Annotated in this window: 18 protein-coding genes and 1 tRNA gene; 11 read left to right on the top strand and 8 right to left on the bottom strand. The window is 72.6% G+C overall.

Annotation, left to right across the window (positions count from 1 at the left end; translation table 11 throughout):
* The first annotated feature begins 291 nt into the window (after positions 1–291).
* The 6 genes from ACFWJX_RS10970 to ACFWJX_RS10945 all read left to right on the top strand — a co-directional run bounded on the left by ACFWJX_RS10970 (position 292) and on the right by ACFWJX_RS10945 (position 5352).
* Positions 292–375, top strand: a tRNA-Leu gene (locus ACFWJX_RS10970).
* A gap of 208 nt (positions 376–583) precedes the next feature.
* Positions 584–1192, top strand: coding sequence for a hypothetical protein (locus ACFWJX_RS10965; protein WP_383240066.1), 609 nt, complete (start codon positions 584–586; stop codon positions 1190–1192).
* Positions 1193–1906: 714 nt separating this feature from the next.
* The gene (locus ACFWJX_RS10960) at positions 1907–3334 is read left to right on the top strand and encodes a DUF2252 domain-containing protein (protein ID WP_383240063.1); all 1428 of its coding nucleotides are present in this window, start codon (positions 1907–1909) and stop codon (positions 3332–3334) included.
* Positions 3335–3355: 21 nt separating this feature from the next.
* Positions 3356–3850 carry a hypothetical protein gene (locus ACFWJX_RS10955; protein WP_383240060.1) on the top strand — a complete coding sequence of 165 codons (495 nt, stop codon included), beginning with the start codon at positions 3356–3358 and terminating at the stop codon, positions 3848–3850.
* A gap of 36 nt (positions 3851–3886) precedes the next feature.
* Complete coding sequence (locus tag ACFWJX_RS10950) at positions 3887–4684, top strand: J domain-containing protein (protein ID WP_383240057.1); 798 nt, start codon at positions 3887–3889, stop codon at positions 4682–4684.
* Between the two features lie 338 nt (positions 4685–5022).
* Positions 5023–5352 (top strand): rhodanese-like domain-containing protein, encoded by a 330-nt coding sequence (locus ACFWJX_RS10945; protein WP_383240805.1) that lies wholly within the window; start codon positions 5023–5025, stop codon positions 5350–5352.
* Between the two features lie 32 nt (positions 5353–5384).
* On the opposite strand, the gene ACFWJX_RS10940 is transcribed toward ACFWJX_RS10945, so the two are convergent.
* The 6 genes from ACFWJX_RS10940 to paaA form a co-directional block, all read right to left on the bottom strand.
* Positions 5385–6518: an acyl-CoA dehydrogenase family protein gene (locus ACFWJX_RS10940; protein WP_383240054.1), complete on the bottom strand. Its 1134-nt coding sequence runs from the start codon at positions 6516–6518 to the stop codon at positions 5385–5387.
* Between the two features lie 146 nt (positions 6519–6664).
* The gene (locus tag ACFWJX_RS10935) at positions 6665–7726 is read right to left on the bottom strand and encodes a 2Fe-2S iron-sulfur cluster-binding protein (protein ID WP_383240051.1); all 1062 of its coding nucleotides are present in this window, start codon (positions 7724–7726) and stop codon (positions 6665–6667) included.
* Positions 7726–8247 carry a 1,2-phenylacetyl-CoA epoxidase subunit PaaD gene (gene paaD / locus ACFWJX_RS10930; RefSeq protein WP_383240049.1) on the bottom strand — a complete coding sequence of 174 codons (522 nt, stop codon included), beginning with the start codon at positions 8245–8247 and terminating at the stop codon, positions 7726–7728. The genes ACFWJX_RS10935 and paaD overlap by 1 nt, the downstream gene beginning before the upstream one ends.
* Positions 8241–8963 carry a 1,2-phenylacetyl-CoA epoxidase subunit PaaC gene (gene paaC, locus ACFWJX_RS10925; protein WP_383240046.1) on the bottom strand — a complete coding sequence of 241 codons (723 nt, stop codon included), beginning with the start codon at positions 8961–8963 and terminating at the stop codon, positions 8241–8243. The genes paaD and paaC overlap by 7 nt, the downstream gene beginning before the upstream one ends.
* Positions 8960–9247, bottom strand: coding sequence for a 1,2-phenylacetyl-CoA epoxidase subunit PaaB (gene paaB / locus ACFWJX_RS10920; protein WP_383240043.1), 288 nt, complete (start codon positions 9245–9247; stop codon positions 8960–8962). The genes paaC and paaB overlap by 4 nt, the downstream gene beginning before the upstream one ends.
* A complete protein-coding gene (gene paaA, locus ACFWJX_RS10915) occupies positions 9244–10284 on the bottom strand; it encodes a 1,2-phenylacetyl-CoA epoxidase subunit PaaA (RefSeq protein WP_383240803.1) in 1041 nt (346 codons plus the stop codon). The genes paaB and paaA overlap by 4 nt, the downstream gene beginning before the upstream one ends.
* 390 nt (positions 10285–10674) lie before the next feature.
* On the opposite strand from paaA, the gene ACFWJX_RS10910 reads away from it, so the two are divergent.
* Genes ACFWJX_RS10910 through ACFWJX_RS10900 form a run of 3 tightly spaced genes read left to right on the top strand, consistent with a single transcriptional unit; the run spans position 10675 to position 13480 of the window.
* On the top strand, positions 10675–11511 hold the full coding sequence (locus ACFWJX_RS10910) for a DUF5819 family protein (protein WP_383240040.1): 837 nt from the start codon (positions 10675–10677) through the stop codon (positions 11509–11511).
* Positions 11508–12725: an HTTM domain-containing protein gene (locus ACFWJX_RS10905; RefSeq protein ID WP_383240038.1), complete on the top strand. Its 1218-nt coding sequence runs from the start codon at positions 11508–11510 to the stop codon at positions 12723–12725. Before ACFWJX_RS10910 ends, ACFWJX_RS10905 begins: the two co-directional genes overlap by 4 nt.
* Positions 12722–13480 (top strand): TrmH family RNA methyltransferase, encoded by a 759-nt coding sequence (locus tag ACFWJX_RS10900; protein ID WP_383240035.1) that lies wholly within the window; start codon positions 12722–12724, stop codon positions 13478–13480. The genes ACFWJX_RS10905 and ACFWJX_RS10900 overlap by 4 nt, the downstream gene beginning before the upstream one ends.
* 3 nt (positions 13481–13483) lie before the next feature.
* Here the strand turns inward: ACFWJX_RS10900 and paaN are convergent, their stop codons facing one another.
* On the bottom strand, positions 13484–15175 hold the full coding sequence (gene paaN, locus ACFWJX_RS10895; protein ID WP_383240032.1) for a phenylacetic acid degradation protein PaaN: 1692 nt from the start codon (positions 15173–15175) through the stop codon (positions 13484–13486).
* Positions 15176–15335: 160 nt separating this feature from the next.
* Here paaN and ACFWJX_RS10890 point away from each other — a divergent pair, with 160 nt between their 5' ends.
* Together ACFWJX_RS10890 and ACFWJX_RS10885 are read left to right on the top strand one after the other, a co-directional pair.
* Positions 15336–16850 (top strand): 3-hydroxyacyl-CoA dehydrogenase, encoded by a 1515-nt coding sequence (locus tag ACFWJX_RS10890; RefSeq protein ID WP_383240031.1) that lies wholly within the window; start codon positions 15336–15338, stop codon positions 16848–16850.
* Positions 16847–17434 (top strand): TetR/AcrR family transcriptional regulator, encoded by a 588-nt coding sequence (locus ACFWJX_RS10885; RefSeq protein ID WP_383240028.1) that lies wholly within the window; start codon positions 16847–16849, stop codon positions 17432–17434. Before ACFWJX_RS10890 ends, ACFWJX_RS10885 begins: the two co-directional genes overlap by 4 nt.
* A 2-nt stretch (positions 17435–17436) precedes the next feature.
* On the opposite strand, the gene ACFWJX_RS10880 is transcribed toward ACFWJX_RS10885, so the two are convergent.
* Positions 17437–18000 carry an Lrp/AsnC family transcriptional regulator gene (locus ACFWJX_RS10880; RefSeq protein WP_383240026.1) on the bottom strand — a complete coding sequence of 188 codons (564 nt, stop codon included), beginning with the start codon at positions 17998–18000 and terminating at the stop codon, positions 17437–17439.
* Positions 18001–18144: the final 144 nt, after the last annotated feature.

Below are 18144 nucleotides of genomic sequence, written 5' to 3'. Positions count from 1 at the left end.
GTCCGCTCGTACTTCTACTCGTCCTTCTGCCCAGGATCGTAGAGGTGGCCGAGGACCAGTGTCCCGCACCTGACTGTGGAGCTGGCCCGGCTCCTGGGGAGACGGCCGCCATAGGTACGAGGTTGATACGTGAACCGGTCGTCGCCGAGACCTACGGAGGTTGCCGCGGGCCTCTCGCGGTGACCTCTGCCCCGGAAGAAGGGATGTGAACGCACCCTGGCCCGCGTGCTAATGTTCTGCGTGTCGGAAGGCGCCAGGCCACAAGGCCCACAGCACGAAGACACACCCAATGCGCGGGTGGCGGAATAGGCAGACGCGCTGGATTCAGGTTCCAGTGCCCGAAAGGGCGTGGGGGTTCAACTCCCCCCTCGCGCACAGTTGAAAGCCCCGTAGGCTCCGGCCTCCGGGGCTTTCGCATGTCCGGAGGCGTTCTCGCGCGCGTGAGGTATCTCACGGATGGCGGGGAGGGGCAAGAGGGCGCGAGGTGCGGACGCGGTGACGGAGCGCGGGCCGGGCCGGTGGCGCGGGGTGTAGCGCGCCACACCGTGGGGCCGAGGTCTGCACTCCTGCGGCTGTCCCTTGCGTGACCCAGCGTGAGACGGATGGGACAAACCATCCGGCGGGCCGGGCGAGCCGGGCGGCCCGGCGGGCCATCGGCAGTCTGGCGCTCGCCGCGGCGATGACCTTCGGCTCGCTTCTGTTCGCCACCGTGCTGTTGCTGACGGCCGTCGGCACCCCCGCCGTCGTCGGCGCGTGGCTGCGGCCGCAGACGGTGCTGCCGCTGCGGCGCATCGCCGGCGCCAAGCGCCGCCAGGCCGTCCGCCCGGACCGGCCGGGGCGGGCGATCCTCGAGGCCTACGAGCCGCTCACCGGACCGCTGCGCCAGCGTCTGCGCACGGCCGTCCGCGATCCCGGAACGCTCGCCTGCGTCCCGTCGTGCAGTTCCCGTTCGATGCGGCGCAACTCGGCACTGTGGGCGGCGATCGCGTCCCGCCCGCGTCTCGGTGAGGGCACGCACGCGTGCCGCCAGCCGGGCTTTCGGGGCGGGCCTGAGCAGTGCGGACGACCACCGCGCCTCCAGGTCCGTGACCGCACGATCAGCGACAGCACGAGGGAGCTCCGGCGCAGCAGCCCGCACCCGACCGCGTCGACGCCAGCCCGAGCGGCCACAACAACGGCAGGACGCGGCTGATCGCCCTCTCGGTGCGGATCGGGCTTGCCCGGCGGGCGCGCGCAGGTCGATGTCCGACGCGCAGGAGCAGACGGAGCAGACGGAGCAGGCGCTGATGGAACTGCGGCACGTGGTGCGGGGGGTCCATCCGCCGATCCTCACTGACCGGGGGCTGGTCGGGGCGGTGCGGGCGCCGGCCGGGAGCTGTGGGCCGGTGGGGGTGGAGGTGCAAGGGCTGGAGGGTCGTGGCCCGGCGGGCCGCGGGCGCCGGCCGTGGTGGAGGCGGCCGTGTACTCCGCGGTGGCCGAGGCGTTGACGGACGTCGCGAAGCACGGTGGGGCGTCGGGCGCGACGGTACGGCTGGAGCGGCTCCGGGCGGTGGTGCGGGACGAGGGGGTGGGCGGGGCCGCGGGGAGGGACGGGAGTGGGGGTGTAGGTGATGGAGGGTCGGGGTTGTCGTGGGTGTGGCGGCGGGTGGCCGCGCTGGACGGAGCGCTGCGGGTGAGCAGTCCGGTGGGCGGGCGACGGAGGTGGTCGTGGAGGTGCCTCGTGTGTGGTGAGCGGGGATGGCGGCCGCGGGCGGTGTGGGGTGGTCCCTGGTTATCCACAGGGTCTGACGGGATTCGGCCGGCGGCGGTACGGTCTGCACGAGTTGATGTTCGTCCGTGGGCGGGGGAGGCGGTCGTGGTGACAGAGGTCGGTGCTGGGGTGGGCGGGACGACGGGCGCGGACGGGATGTCTGATGCGGATACGGATGCGCGGGTGACCGCGGGTGCGGGGCGGCGACTTCCCCGGGTGCGGGGGTTCGCCGAGTGGCCCGCCCCGGGGTCGCCGAAGGAGGAGGGCAAGGCCCTGCGCCGCGGGGTGCCGCGCGCGTCGCACGCCGGGCTCGACCTGGACGCCTCCCGCCCGGACGCGGTGACGGCCGTCGAGGAGTCCAGCCGTGGCCGTATCCCCGAACTCAGGCCGATACGGGTGGGGCGGATGGCGGCCACCCCGTTCGCGTTCCTGCGGGGCTCGGCGGGGCTCATGGCGTACGACCTGGCCCGCACCCCGATGTCCCGCATCACGGCGCAGATCTGCGGCGACGCGCACGCGGCCAACTTCGGCCTGTACGGCGACGCCCGCGGCGGCCTGGTCATCGACCTGAACGACTTCGACGAGACGGTCGACGGCCCCTGGGAGTGGGACCTCAAGCGGCTCGCCGCGTCCCTGGTACTCGCGGGCCGGGAAGCCGGCGCCGACGAGGACACCTGCCGCCAGGCGGCGCACGGCGCGGTCGGCGCCTACCGCCGGACGATGCGCCTGCTGGCCACACTTCCGGTGCTGGACGCGTGGAACGCCATCGCCGACGAGGAACTCGTCTCGCACACCGACGCCCACGACCTGCTGGGCACGCTGGAGCGGGTCTCGGAGAAGGCGCGGGCCAACACGAGCGGCCGGTTCGCGGCGAAGTCGACCGAGCCGACCCCGGAGGGCGGGCGCCGCTTCGTCGACGCGGCGCCGGTGCTGCGGCGGGTCCCGGACGCCGAGGCCGCGGCGGTGGCCGTGTCACTCGAGCAGTACGTGACCACGCTGCCGGAGGACCGGCTGCCCCTGCTGGCCCGGCACGCGGTGCACGACGTGGCCTTCCGCATAGTCGGCACGGGCAGCGTGGGGGCGCGGTCCTACGTCGTCCTGTTGCTGGACCACCGGGGCGAGCCGCTGGTGCTCCAGGTGAAGGAGGCTCGGGGCTCGGTGCTGGTGCCGCACCTGGCGAGCGCCGGCTTCGGGACTCCGGCCGTCGAGCACGAGGGACGGCGCGTGGTCCTCGGGCAGAAGCGCATGCAGGTCGTCAGCGACATCCTGCTGGGCTGGACGACGGTCGAGGGCCGGCCCTTCCAGGTCCGCCAGTTCCGCAACCGCAAGGGCAGCGTCGACCCCGCCGCCCTCGCCGCCGACCAGGTCGACGACTACGGCCGCATGACCGGCGCACTGCTGGCCCGTGCCCACTCGCACAGCGCCGACCCGCGGCTCATCGCCGGCTACTGCGGCAAGAACGAGGAACTGGACGAGGCGATGGCGTCCTTCGCCGTGGCCTATGCCGACCGCACGGAGGCTGACCACGCCGAGCTGGTGACGGCGGTACGGACGGGGAGGATCGCGGCCGAGGTGGGGGTGTGAGCGCGATATGAGGGGTGTGCGGTGAAGTACGTCGAGCTGGACGGGCGGGCCGGTGACCTCACCGGGATCCTCGATCCGGGTCCGTACCTGGAGCGGTTGCCGGTGCTGGGCGGGCGACTCCCGCCGGGGGCACGCGCGTTCGCCACCGATCCGGACCACTACGACTTCTCCGGCAGGCGGTGCGTGAAGGATCTTCTGCCGCGGGAGGCCCGCCGGACCGGTGACGAGGACCTGGAGATCCGCTTCGGGCACAACTGCTGGAAGCACGACGAGGACCTGGTCGTCCGTTACTCGGGCGTCTCCCGCTTCCGGGCCGACGCCCTCGGCGTCTGCTCCCTCGACGACTGTGCCCTCGACGACCTCGGCGAGGTGATCCTCGACGAGATCCTCCCCCACCCCGCCGGCTGCGCCCACGAGCTGGCCTGCCGCCCTGGCACGCTCATCGTGGTCTGCCGGGACCTGGAGGCGGAGTGGGTGGCGGTGGACTGCCCGGAGGGCCGGGGAATCCCACGGTGAGCGGGGTCCGCCTCGGGGGTGGCCTACGCTGGTCGGGTGACGACCCCCGAAGCTGAGCAGTCGCGGCCCGAGGAGCGGCTCGAGCAGGCCGTGCGGGCCGCTGAGCAGGCGTTGATCGAGTTCGAGATCGCGGTGGAGACCTTCCGCGTCGAGGTCGAGAACTTCTCGCGGCTCCACCACCAGAAACTCGGTCCGATGTACGCCCGGCTCGACGAGCTGGAGGCGCAGATCGCCGAGGCCACGGCCGCCCGCACCGGCGACCCGGAGGACCTGCGCAAGGCGGCCGAGGCGCGGGCCCGAGTGATGCCGATGCCCGGGGTCGAGGAGCTGTTCCACGGCTGGATGGACGAGAACGGGCTGTTCCCCGAGGCCGAGGCGATGCTCACGGACCAGTCGGTGCGGCCCCCGCAGCGGGTGCGGCCCAGCGACGAGGCCCGCAAGCTCTACCGCGAGCTGGCCCGCAAGGCCCATCCCGACCTGGCACAGGAGGACGCGGAGCGGGCCCGGCGCGAGGAGTTCATCACGCGGGTCAACGCCGCCTACGCCCGGGGCGACGAGGCCTTGCTGCGCGAGCTGGCCGACGAGTGGGCGGCCGGTCCGGTCCCCGCGGAGCGGCGGCCGAGCCCCAGCGAGGAGCTGTACGCCCGCCTCGAGTGGCTCGCCGAGCGCAAGGAGATGCTGGCGCTGGTGGCCCGGGAGCTGGAGGAGGGTGCGATCGGCGCCATGCTGCGGATGGCGCCGGACGACCCCGACCGGCTCCTTGAAGAGATCGCAGACCAGCTCCTGGCCGAGGTGGCGAAGCGGGAGGCCGAGCTGGCGGAGCTGGTGGGCTAGGCCTGTCGTCACATTCCCGTCGTGCGCCCGGAGGGCGGGCCTCGCGGCGTCAGGCGCTTGCTCTGGGGGTTCCCCCGCGCCGAAGGCTGGGGGAGCGCCGGGCTCAGGCCTTCGGACTGGTTGTACGTGGGTCGGTACCAGGTGCGGCGAGTGGGGGCACCTCACCTCCCACGTCCTTGAGGCAGTGAGAGAGCGTGCGCGTGCATGGCATCGCGAGGCGGACGGGAATGTGACGACAGGCCCAGGTCCGTCGGTTCTGGGCCGTCGTCGGCCGGCAGGGTCTGGCAGTGGGGTGTGCGGTGTCCGGTAGCGTCGGGGGTATGAGTTTCGGAGCTGGTGTGCCCACGGTCGGGGTCGAAGACCTCAAGGACGGCGACTTCCTGCTGGACGTCCGTGAGGACGACGAGTGGAAGGCCGGCCATGCCGAAGGGGCACTGCACATCCCCATCAGCGAGTTCGTCGCCCGCTACGGCGAGCTGACCGAGGCGGCGCCGCAGGACGGGCGGGTCCATGTGATCTGCCGCTCCGGTGGGCGTTCCGCCCAGGTCACCATGTACCTGGCCCAGCAGGGCATCGACGCGGTGAACGTGGACGGCGGCATGCAGCACTGGTCCGCCGTGGGCCGCCCGGTCGTCACCGACGACGGGCAGCCCGGCTTCGTCCTGTAGTCACGCAGGCCCCTGCGGCCCTACGGACGGGCTCAGCTGAGAGCGTGGGCGGCCAGCAGGTCGCCCAGGGCCTCCTCGTGCGCCGCCGCGGGGCCGAGGGACAGCTCCAGGTGTTTGGCCCAGGCGTGGTAGCGGTGCAGCGGGTAGTCGACGTCGGCGCCGAAGCCGCCGTGCAGATGCTGCGCGGTCTGCACCACCCGCCGTACGCCTTCCGAGGCCCAGATCTTGGCCACGGCGATGTCGCCGGAGGCGGGCAGGGCGCCCTGGGCGCCGGAGTCGAGCCGCCAGGCGGCCTGCCACAGGGTGGCCTCCATCGCGCGCAGGTCGATGTACCGGTCGGCGGCCTGCACGGCGACCGCCTGGAACGTGGCGATCGGGTGCCCGAACTGCTCCCGCTGTCCGGCGTAGTCGCTGGTCATCCGCAGGACGCGTTCGCCGAGACCGAGTGCCAGGGCGCAGGTGCCGGTGGTCAGCAGGCCGCGCAGCCACTCCCAGGCGCCGTCGGTGGTGATGACGTCCCGGCCGGGGACGCGCGCCGAGTCGAGGCGCAGTTCGCCCAGGCGCTCGCCGGTGGTGGAGATCTGCTCGGCGAGCGAGGTTCCCTCGTGTCCGCGGGGGACCAGTGCGAGGACGCTTCGGTCGTCCCCGGTGTGCGCGGGCACGAGGACGAGGTCGGCGTCGTACGCCCAGGGCACCGCCGTCTGTACCCCGTCCAGCACCCACTCCGCGCCGTCCTGCCGGGCGGTCACGGCGAGTTCGGCGGAGTCGTGGCCGGTGCGCCCGTGCGCGGCGACGGTCAGGACGGTCTCGCCCCGGCCGGCCCGCGCGAGGAGCGCCGACTTCGCCTCGGACCCGCCGTAGGCCTGTACGGCGGCCGCGGCGGCGCTGCTCTCCAGGAGCGGGACGCGGGCCAGGACTTTTGCCGACTCCCGCAGCACGAGGCAGAGGGCGACGGCGTCCAGGCCGGCCCCGCCGTGGTCCTCGTCGAGCAGCAGGCTCAGCAGGTCCGCGTCGGCGAGCCTGGCCCACAGCGCCCGGTCGAAGTCGTCGGCGACGGCGCCCCTGGTGAAGGCGGGGCTGGGTACGCCGTCCGGTGCGACGCCGGTGAAGACGCCCCGCGCGGCCTCGGCGGCGGCCTGCTGCTCCTCGGTGAAGGTGAAGTCCACGGCCTGTCCTCCCGACGGGTCAGCTGATCTGACGGTCCGTCAAGATAGAACAGGTTCCAGAAGAAGGGAACGGGAAAGGCGGGCGCCGTGCCACCTTCGCCGGTTCCGCGGTTGCCGCCGGTTCCGCCGGTTCCCGGTTCACCGGTTCACCGGTCGAAGTCCACCTCCACCGTCTCCGTCAGCGGATGCGACTGGCACGCCAGCACGAAGCCGGCCTCCGTCTCCTCCGGTTCCAGCGCGAAGTTGCGGTCCATGCGCACCTCGCCGGAGACGAGGAAGGCCCGGCAGGTCCCGCACACCCCGCCCTTGCAGGCGTAGGGCGCGTCGGGCCGGTTGCGCAGCACCGTCTCCAGGACCGACTCGCCGTCCGCCACGGGCCAGCTGCCGCCCCGGCCGTCGAGCCGGGCGGTCACCGTGCTGTGCGCGGGGGCGGAGGTGGTGGGCGCGGTGGCGGTGACGTCCACGTGGAAGATCTCCTCGTGGATGCGGGAGCGGGGGACGCCGATGTCCCGCAGTGCCCGCTCCGCGCCCTGCACCAGCCCGAACGGCCCGCACAGGAACCAGCCCGCCACGTCCGCCACGGGCAGCAGCGCCGGCAGCAGCGCGGTCAGCCGTTCCTGGTCCAGGCGCCCGGACGGCAGCCCGGCCTGCTGCTCCTCGCGGGAGAGCACGGTGACCAGGTGCAGCCGCTGCGGATACCGGTCCTTGAGGTCGGCGACCTCCTCGAGGAACATCGTCGACGCGGCCGTACGGTCGCTGCGGACGAGGCAGAACCGGGCCGCGGGCTCGCGCGCCAGCAGGGTGGCGACGATCGACAGCACCGGGGTGATTCCGCTGCCGCCGACGATCGCCGCGTACAGCCCGGGTGCGGGGTCGAGGGTGAACCGGCCCGCCGGGGTCATCACCTCCAGCTCGTCCCCGATGTTGATCTCCTTGAGCGCGTACGTCGAGAAGGCGCCGCCCTCGACCAGTCGCACGCCCACCCGCAGGGTGCTCGGTCCTGCGCCGCCGGGTTCGGGCGCGGGCGAGCAGATCGAGTACGTCCGCCGGATCTCGGTCCCGTCGGTCCTGCGCCGCAGGGCGAGGTGCTGGCCCGGCGCGTGCCGGTACTCCTCGCGCAGCGCGGCGGGGACCGTGAAGGTGAGGGCCACCGAGTCGTCGGTGAGCGCGTCCACCGCGGCCACGGGGAGCGGGTGGAAGCGGGCCATCACAACTCCTTGAAGTGGTCGAAGGGTTCACGGCAGGTCAGGCAGCGCCGCAGGGCCTTGCAGGCGGTGGAGGAGAAACGGCTGAGCAGTTCGGTGTCGGCCGAGCCGCAGTGGGGGCAGCTGACCGGGGCCTGCTCGGCGGTGCGGGTCGGTCCCAGGGTGACGCCGACCGGTCCGGCCGTTCGCTGGGCGCGGGGCGGCGCTATGCCGAACTCCCGCAGCTTGCGGCGGCCTTCGGCGGAGATGTCGTCCGTGGACCAGGCGGGGCTGAGCACCGTGCGCACGGTGACCTCGCGGACGCCGTGGTCGCGCAGTGCCCGCTCGATGTCCATGGACATCGCCTCCACGGCCGGGCAGCCGGTGTAGGTCGGGGTCAGCTCGACCTCGACGGCGTCGGTGTCCCGCACATGGACCGCGCGCAGGACGCCCAGCTCCTGGAGGGTGAGCACGGGCAGCTCGGGATCGGGCACGGAACCGGCGACCGCGAGGAGTTCCGCCTCCAGCGGGGTGAGGGTCACCATGACGCCCCCGGGTGGCTGCGGTGCAGATGCTGCATCTCGGCGAGCATCCGCCCGAAGGACTCGGTGTGCAGGCCCTGGCGGCCCGCGCCCGCGCGCCACGACCCGGTCCGCGGTCCTTCGGGCGTCTCCAGTCCGGCCCGGCCGAGCACGGCCCCGACCGATTCCAGCCAGGGCGTCTCCAGGCCGGCCAGGTCCGTGCCGACGCCCTCCACCGGCTGGAACATCTCGCCGGTGAACCGCCACAGGGCGTCGCAGGCCAGTCGCATCCGCTCGTGGCTGACCTCGGTGCCGTCGCCGAGGCGCAGGGTCCACTGCTCGGCGTGGTCACGGTGGTAGGCGACCTCCTTGACTGCCTTCGCCGCGAGCCCCGCGAACGGCCCGCCCCCGGTGGCCAGTCGGTCGTACAGCAGGTGCTGGTAGGTGGAGAAGTAGAGCTGGCGGGCGATGGTGTGGGCGAAGTCGCCGTTGGGCTGCTCCACCAACTGGAGGTTGCGGAAGGCGCGTTCCTCGCGGAGGTAGGCCAGTTCGTCCTCGTCGCCGGCCATCGACAGCAAGATGCGGGCCTGGCCGAGCAGGTCGAGGGCGATGTTGGCGAGAGCGACCTCCTCCTCCAGGACGGGTGCGTGGCCCATCCACTCGCCCAGGCGGTGGGAGAGCACCAGGGCGTCGTCGCCGAGGGCGAGCGCGGCGGTGTCGGTGTGCGCGGACGTGGTCACAGGTGCTTCACCCCCTCCGGGATCTCGTAGAACGTGGGATGCCGGTACGGCTTGTCGGCGGACGGATCGAAGAACGGGTCCTTCTCGTCCGGTGACGAGGCGGTGATCGAGGCGGAGGGCACGACCCAGATGGAGACGCCCTCGCCGCGCCGGGTGTACAGGTCGCGGGCGTTGCGCAGGGCGAACTCCGCGTCCGGCGCGTGCAGGCTGCCGGCGTGGGTGTGGGAGAGGCCGCGGCGGGAGCGCACGAAGACCTCCCACAGGGGCCAGTCGGTGTTCGTCATGCCTGCTTCGCTCCTGTCCCGCGGCTCTCACGGTCCTCGCGGCTCTCACCGCTGTGCTTGGCCGCGTGGGCCGCGGCGGCCTCCCGGACCCAGGCGCCCTCTTCGTGCGCCCGGGTGCGCTGGGTGATCCGCTGCTCGTTGCACGGACCGTTGCCCTTGAGGACCTCCTTGAACTCCGTCCAGTCGATCGGGCCGAAGTCGTGGTGGCCCCGCTCCTCGTCCCACTTCAGGTCCGGGTCGGGGAGGGTCAGGCCGAGGGACTCCGCCTGCGGGACGCAGATGTCGACGAAGCGCTGGCGCAGTTCGTCGTTGGAGTGCCGCTTGATCTTCCAGGCCATCGACTGCGCGGAGTGCGCGGACTCGTCGTCGGGCGGGCCGAACATCATCAGCGAGGGCCACCACCAGCGGTCCACCGCGTCCTGGGCCATCGCGTGCTGCTCCGGGGTACCGCGGCTGAGGGCCAGCAGCAGTTCGTACCCCTGGCGCTGGTGGAAGGACTCCTCCTTGCAGACGCGGACCATGGCGCGCGCGTACGGGCCGTAGGAGCAGCGGCACAGGGGGACCTGGTTGGTGATCGCGGCGCCGTCCACCAGCCAGCCGATCGCGCCGACGTCGGCCCAGGTCAGAGTGGGGTAGTTGAAGATCGAGGAGTACTTCTGGCGGCCGGTGTGCAGCTTGTCCAGCAGTTCCTCGCGGCCCGTGCCGAGCGTTTCGGCCGCGCTGTAGAGGTACAGGCCGTGGCCCGCCTCGTCCTGGACCTTCGCCATGAGGATGGCCTTGCGGCGCAGGGAGGGCGCGCGCGTGATCCAGTTGGCTTCCGGCTGCATGCCGATGATCTCGGAGTGGGCGTGCTGGGCGATCTGGCGGACCAGCGTCGCGCGGTAGGCCTCGGGCATCCAGTCGCGGGGCTCGATGCGTTCGTCGGCGGCCACCGCGGCGTCGAAGGCGCGCTGGTAGGCGTCCTGCTCGCCGGCGGCGGCCTCCCGGCCGCCGTACCGCTGTGTGCGGGCCGTCTGGTGCGCGGCTGCTGTCGCCATGCGGTCCCCCTCGACCTCGGGCTCTGCGTGAGCCATCTCCCGACCGATCGTTCGGTCCGTGCGATTCCATGGTGAGACGGCCGTCGTAAGGTGTCAACCGCTGTGGACAACCTCTCGGCCTCCCTGTGGAAAACTCGGGCGGCCGGTCGGTGGTGGGGCCTCGGGGCGCGCTCGGCAGGGTCCGCTCGGGGGGAGGGCTGCGCGGCGCGGGCCGGGCTGAGTACCGTTCCGTGCGACGACTGTGCGACGGCCGTGCGAAGGCTGTCCCGCCCTGTGCTTCGCGCACGGGTGCGTGAGAGCGGGTCGACGTGAGGCGGTGGCGCGTGCGAACGGTCGCCGCGGAGCGGCCGAGCAGGCGCAAGACGGACCGGAATCGGGGAACGGGGCGGAATGAACGCGTACGACGGAGGCGCCGGGCCCCCCCGGGGGGCCGAGGCGCCACGGGGGCCGGAGGCGCCGGTGGACGAGTCGGCGGTGGAGAATTCGGCGGATTCGGCGGAGGCGCCGCGGGCGGAGGGCGGTCTACCGCGCGCCCGGGTCGAGGCCGCGCAGGCCGGGCCCCCGGCCGTGCCCGATCCCCGCAGCGGTGTGGCCGCTCTCTCCCCGCGCTACCAGGTCGTCGCCGCCCTGGCGCTCGCCGTCGTCGCGGTCGCCGTCTGTGTGCACGTCGGCATGGTGTTCCTGCACGTCGCACCGTCCAACACGGTCACCAAGACGCACGGCGAGGCGATCGACGAGTACATCTACCCCGAGTTCGAGCAGAACTGGAAGCTCTTCGCGCCCAACCCGCTCCAGCAGAACATCGCCGTCCAGGTCCGCGCCGACGTCCGCACCGCCGACGGCACGGCCCGCACCACCGGTTGGTTCGACCTGTCCGCCCAGGACGGCCGCAGCATCGACGGCAACCTGGTGCCGAGCCACACGCAGCAGAACGAACTGCGCCGCGCCTGGGACTTCTACGTGGGCTCGCACGACTCCGACAACCGCTCGGCGGGCCAGCGCAGCGCCCTCTCCGAGGCCTACCTGCGCAACATCGTGGTGCTGCGGCTGGAGCGCGGCGACGCGGCCGGCCGGGGTGGCGTCATAGAGCGCGTCCAGGTCCGCTCCCGCACCACCAACGTGCCGGCGCCCGAGTGGGGCACCGACGAGGTCACGTCGAAGCCGGTCTACCGGGTGCTGCCCTGGTGGCCGCTGCCCGCCGGTGAGACCGAGGGAGGCACGCAGTGAACCGGTTCTCCCTGTCGATGTCCACCGTCATCGCGCGCGTCACCGGGTCCGCGCTCGGGCCGTACCAGAGCGCCGTGGTCCGCATCGGGTTCAGCCTGACCTGGCTGCTGTTCCTGCTGCGTGAACTTCCCCACCGCGCGGAGCTGTACGGCCCCGACGGCCCGTGGAGCTGGGAGCTGGCCCGGCAGCTGATCGACGACAACGGCGCCTTCACGGCACTGATGTGGTCGGACGGCCGGATCTGGTTCGAGGCCGTGTACGCGCTGTCGGTCCTGTCGAGCCTGCTGCTGCTGCTGGGCTGGCGCACCCGCACCATGTCGGTGCTGTTCATGGTGGGCGTGCTCTCGCTGCAGAACCGCAGCGTCTTCGTGGGTGACGGCGGCGACAACGTCCTGCACCTGATGTCGATCTACCTGGTCTTCATGCGCTGCGGCCGGGTCTGGTCGCTGGACGCGCGGCGCGAGCGGCGCGCGGCCGAGGCACGCGCGCGCGGGGAGCGGGTCACCGACCGGGTGGGGCCCGCCCTGTGGAGCGTGTTCGGCGCGGTGCTGGTCGCGGCGACCGCGGGGGGCCGGCTCGACGGCGACTGGACCGTCCCGGTGATCCTTTGGGCGGTGTGGGCCACGCTGGGCGTGCGGTGGGCCGTGGGGCGCCTCACGGCGACCGCGCAACCCCGGATCCTGCTGGACGTGATCACCGACATCCTGCACAACGGCGCCCTGCTGGTGATCATGGCCGAGGCCTGCCTGATCTACGCGACGGCCGGTTGGTACAAGATCCAGGGCTCCCGCTGGCAGGACGGCACCGCCGTCTACTACCCGCTGCACCTGGACTACTTCTCCCCCTGGCCGGCGCTCGGCGACCTGCTGTCCGCCAGCGGCACCATGGTGATGCTCGTGACGTACGGGACGGTCATCGTGCAGGTCGCCTTCCCGTTCACCCTGTTCAACCGGCGGGTGAAGAACGTCCTGCTCGTCGCCATGATCGCCGAGCACATGGCGATCGCGGTGCTCCTCGGGCTGCCGTTCTTCTCCCTGGCGATGATCGCGACGGACGCGGTCTTCCTGCCCACGCCGTTCCTGCGGTGGCTGGGCGGATGGGCCACGCGCGTGTGGGAGGCGTTCCTGCCGCGGCGCGGCGCCGCCGTACCGGAGCAGCGGGGGGTGCGCGAGCCCGAGGAGGCCGAGCCCAGCCGCGTAGGCTTCACGGCATGACCGACCCCGATCCGCTCGGCCTGTGGCGCCGGCTCGCCGACGCCTCGGTGCTGCTCGACGGCTTCCACGCCGTCAAGCACGCCGTGCGTTTCGGGGCCGACGTGCCGGTGGCCGTCGCGGTGGACCGGCGGGCGGCGCTCGCCCTCGCCGACGATCTCGCTCCCGACGTACGGGCGACGCTGGAGGCGCTCCTGACGGAGGTGCCGGAGGCGACGTACACCTCGCTGGTGCCACGGCCGCATCCCACCGCCGTGGCCGCCCTGGCCGTACGGCCCTCCCGGGAGGCCAATCTGCGGGCGCTGGCCCGCACGCCCCGCACCGCGCCGGTCGTGGTCCTCGACGATCCGCGCAACCTGGGCAACGCGGGGGCCGTGATCCGGCTGGCCGCCGGCTTCGGGGCGACCGGCGTGGTCACCACCGGAACGCTCGATCCCTGGCACCCGACCGTGGTGCGCGGTGGGGCCGGGCTGCACTTCGCGACGGCCGTGGAGCGGCTGACCGCCGACGAGCTGCCGGCCGGGCCGATGTTCGCGCTCGACCCGGAGGGCGAGGACATCCGGGGCGTGAAGCTCCCGGACGACGCCGTCCTCGCCTTCGGTTCGGAGCGCAGCGGGCTGTCCGGGCCGCTGCGCGCGCGGGCCGACCATCTGCTGGCCCTGCCGATGCGCCCCCAGGTCTCCAGCTACAACCTCGCGACCAGTGTGGCCATGACGCTGTACCACTGGAGCGCGACCGGGGGCGCCACGCGCGTGTAGGCCTCAGGCCTCGCGGCGGACCTCGACCACGCGGAAGCGGTTCGCGACGAACGCGCCGTCGGTGAGGGCCGCGTTGGCCGCCGGGTTGCCGCCCGATCCGTGGAAGTCGGAGAAGGCGGCCGTCTGGTTGACGTACACCCCGCCGGTGAGGTTCAGGGAGAGCTGGGCGGCCTCCTCGAAGCAGACCTCCTGGACGGCCCGCTCCACCTCTTCGTCGGTCGTGTACGCGCCGACCGTCATCGCGCCCTTCTCGCGGATCGTGCGCCGCAGCAGCTCCACGGCGTCCGCCGCCGAGTCGACCGCGACGGCGAAGGAGACCGGCCCGAAGCACTCGCTCATGTAGGCCGCCTCGTCGTCGGGCTTGGCCCCGTCGAGCTTGACGACGAGGGGCGTGCGCACGACGGCGGCCGGGAACTCGGGGTTGTTCACCTCGCGGGAGGCCAGCGCCACCTCGCCGAGACCGGCCGCGGCCTCCAGGCGCGCCTTCACGTCCGGGTTGACGATCGCGCCCAGCAGGCCGTTCGCGCGCGCGTCGTCACCCAGGAGGCCGTCGACCGCGCGGGCGAGGTCGGCGACGACCTCGTCGTAGGTCTTGGGGCCCTCGTCGGTGCGGATGCCGTCGCGGGGGATCAGCAGGTTCTGCGGGGTGGTGCACATCTGGCCGCTGTACAGGGACAGCGAGAACGCCAGGTTGGACAGCATGCCCTTGTAGTCGCCGGCGGACTCGACGAGCACCGTGTTGACGCCGGCCTTCTCGGTGTAGACCTGTGCCTGGCGGGCGTTGGCCTCCAGCCAGTCGCCGAAGGCGGTCGAGCCGGTGTAGTCGATGATCCTGATTTCGGGGCGGGTGGCCAGGGTCTTGGCGATGCCCTCGCCGGGCCGCTCGGCGGCGAGCGCGACCAGGTTCGGGTCGAAGCCGGCCTCGGCGAGCACCTCGCGCGCGAGGGCCACGGTCAGCGCGAGCGGCAGCACCGCGCGCGGGTGGGGCTTCACCAGCACCGCGTTGCCGGTGGCGAGCGAGGCGAACAGGCCCGGATAGCCGTTCCACGTCGGGAAGGTGTTGCAGCCGATCATCAGGGCGATCCCGCGCGGGACCGGCGTGAACTGCTTGGTGAGGGCCAGCGGGTCGCGCTTTCCCTGCGGCTTGGTCCACTCCGCGGTGTCGGGTGTGCGGACCTGCTCCACGTACGCGTACGCCACCGCCTCCAGGCCGCGGTCCTGCGCGTGTGGGCCGCCCGCCTGGAAGGCCATCATGAAGGCCTGGCCGGAGGTGTGCATGACCGCGTGCGCGAACTCGTGGGTCCGGTCGCCGATGCGCTTGAGGATCTCCAGGCAGACCACCGCACGGATCTCCGCGCCCGCGTCCCGCCACGCGCGCTGACCGGCCTTCATGGCGGGCAGCAGCTCGTCGATGTCCGCGTGCGGATACTCGACGCCGAGTTCGATGCCGTACGGCGAGGTCTCGCCGCCCACCCAGCCGTCGGTGCCGGGCTGGCCGAGGTCGAGGCGGGTTCCCAGGACCGCGTCGAAGGCCGCCTTGCCGGCCGCCGCGTCCAGGCTGCCGTCCGCGCCGTAGGCCTTGGGGTGCTCGGGGTGCGGGGACCAGTACGCGCGGGTGCGGATCGCTTCCAGGGCCTGGTCCAGAGTGGGCCGGTGCTTGGCGATCAGATCGTGAGCGGTGAGTTCGGCGGCCATGCGGGACCAACTCCTCGTCTGGAGAGCTCTTCGTCGAGCTCCGGACCTGGACGGAAACAGGGACAGGAACGGGCAGTCAGGGTTAGAGTAACCGAACGATCGGTCGGGACAAGGGGGTCCGCCGCATCTGTGGAAAACCCCGTGCGGGAGGATCGCGCACATGACAGCACTCGACCTCAGCAGCCCCGTGGCCGTCGTCGGCACCGGCACCATGGGCCAGGGCATCGCCCAGGTCGCGCTGACCGCGGGCCACCCCGTGCGGCTGTACGACGCCGTCGCCGGGCGCGCCGGGGAAGCGGCCGACGCGATCGGTGCCCGTCTCGACCGGCTCGTCGAGAAGGACCGTCTCACCGCCGCCGAACGGGACGCCGCCCGCGCCCGCCTCACGCCCGTGGACACCCTCGCCGGACTCGCGGACTGCACGCTGGTCGTCGAGGCCGTCCTGGAGCGGCTGGACGTCAAGCAGGAGCTGATGCGCGCCCTGGAGGACGTGGTCGGCGAGGACTGTCTGCTCGCCACCAACACCTCCTCCCTGTCGGTGACGGCCATCGGCGCCGCCCTGCGCAACCCGGGCCGCCTCGTGGGCCTGCACTTCTTCAACCCCGCGCCCCTGCTGCCGCTGGTCGAGGTCGTCTCCGGGTTCGCCACCGACGTCACCTCGGCCACGCGCGCGTACGAGACCGCCCGCCTCTGGGGCAAGACCCCCGTCGCCTGTGCCGACACCCCGGGTTTCATCGTCAACCGCATCGCCCGGCCCTTCTACGCGGAGGCCTTCGCGGTCCATGAGGCGCAGGGGGCCGATCCGGCCACCATCGACGCGGTCCTGCGCGAGTCCGGCGGCTTCCGGATGGGCGCGTTCGAGCTGACCGACCTGATCGGGCAGGACGTCAACGAGTCCGTCACGCACTCCGTGTGGCAGGCCTTCTTCCAGGACGTGCGCTTCACCCCCTCGCTGTCCCAGCGCCGCCTGGTCGAGTCCGGTCATCTGGGGCGCAAGACCGGGCAGGGCTGGTTCGACCATCGCGACGGCGCCGAGCGCGCCGAGCCGCACACCGCGGAGAAGCGCCGGCCGCCCGCGTACGTCATCGCCGAGGGTGACCTGGGGCCCGCCTCCGAGCTGCTCGCGATGATCCGCGAGACGGGCATCCCCGTGCGCGAGGAGGACGAGGACAACGGCATGCGCCTGGTGCTGCCGAGCGGCGGCCAGCTCGCCCTCGCCGACGGCCAGACCTCGGTGGAGTTCCGGGACGTCGTCTACTTCGACCTCGCCCTGGACTACCGCAAGGCCACCCGCATCGCCGTGTCCGCCTCCCAGGACACCCCCCAGCAGACGCTCTCCGAGGCCATCGGGCTCTTCCAGGCGCTCGGCAAGGACGTCAGCGTCATCGGTGACGTCCCCGGCATGATCGTCGCCCGTACGGTCGCACGGATCGTCGACCTCGCGCACGACGCCGTCGCCAAGGGCGTCGCCACCGAGGAGGACATCGACACCGCGATGCGCCTGGGCGTCAACTACCCGCTCGGCCCCTTCGAGTGGAGCCGCAGGCTCGGCCGGGTCTGGGCCCACGACCTTCTGGAGGAGCTGCACCTGCGCGAGCCCTCCGGCCGCTACGCGCCCTCTCTGGCGCTCTACCGCCACGGGCACTCCGCCGACAAGCGGGAGGGCACCCCGTGACCACTGCCAAGCGCGACACGTACACCCCGGAGACCCTGCTGTCGGTCGCCGTGCAGGTCTTCATCGAGCGCGGCTACGACGGCACGTCCATGGAGCACCTCTCCAAGGCGGCCGGCATCTCCAAGTCGTCGATATACCACCACGTCAGCGGCAAGGAGGAGCTGCTGCGGCGGGCGGTGAGCCGGGCGCTCGACGGCCTCTTCGCGATCCTCGACGAGGAGCCCGCGCGCGTGGGACGCGCGGTGGAGCGACTCGAGTACGTCGTGCAGCGCATGGTCGAGGTGCTCATCTCCGAACTGCCCTACGTCACGCTGCTGCTGCGGGTGCGCGGCAACACGGGCACCGAGCGGTGGGCCCTGGAGCGGCGGCGTGACTTCGACCACCGGGTCGCCGCGCTGCTGAAGGCGGCCGCCGCCGACGGAGACGTACGCGGCGATGTGGAGGTGCGGCTCGCGACCAGGCTCGTCTTCGGGATGATCAACTCGATTGTCGAGTGGTACCGCCCCGACGGGCGGGGCATGGGCGAGCGCGAGGTGAGCGAGGCGGTCGCCCGGCTGGTCTTCTCCGGGCTGCGGCAGGCCTGAGGTCAGCCCTGCGGCTCCAGGTCCTCCTCCTCGAACACCAGCAGCGTGCGCGTGCTGAGCACCTCGGGGATCGCCTGGAGGCGGGTGAGCACCAGCTCGCGCAGTGCCCGGTTGTCGGGGGTGTGCACCAGGAGCAGGACGTCGAAGTCGCCGCCCACCAGGGCGATGTGGGAGGCGCCGGGCAGCTGCCTGAGCTGCTCGCGCACCGTGCGCCAGGAGTTCTGGACGATCTTCAGTGTGACGTAGGCGGACGTTCCGTGGCCCGCGCGCTCATGGTCCACGCGCGCGCCGAAGCCGCGGATGACGCCGTCCTCGACGAGCCGGTTGATGCGCGCATAGGCGTTGGCGCGCGACACGTGGACCCGTTCGGCGACCGACCGTATCGAGGCGCGGCCGTCCGCCTGGAGCATCTGGAGGATGTCCTGATCGATGGCGTCGAGCGGGCGGGGCGGGGTGCTGCCCTCCGGGCGGGACGCAGCCGTGGTTCCCGCGCGCGGCGCGGCCCTGCCTTCCGCGCGCGGGGGCGCGCTGCCGTCCTGGCTGTCGGCCATTTGTTCAGGCGTCATGTCCCCCCGCCTCTCCGCCGTGGACGTACTGCGTCCATCTCAGGCTGTGGAGAACCGTTTGTCCACAGCCTGAGGGGGCCGGTAGCCAAAATGTGCCGGCGACCGAACAATCGGTAGGTGAGGCGGGTCACAGCCGACCCGTCT

Source organism: Streptomyces sp. NPDC058335 (assembly GCF_042723915.1).
Taxonomy (GTDB): domain Bacteria; phylum Actinomycetota; class Actinomycetes; order Streptomycetales; family Streptomycetaceae; genus Streptomyces.
This window is presented reverse-complemented; position numbering and strand designations above follow the sequence as displayed.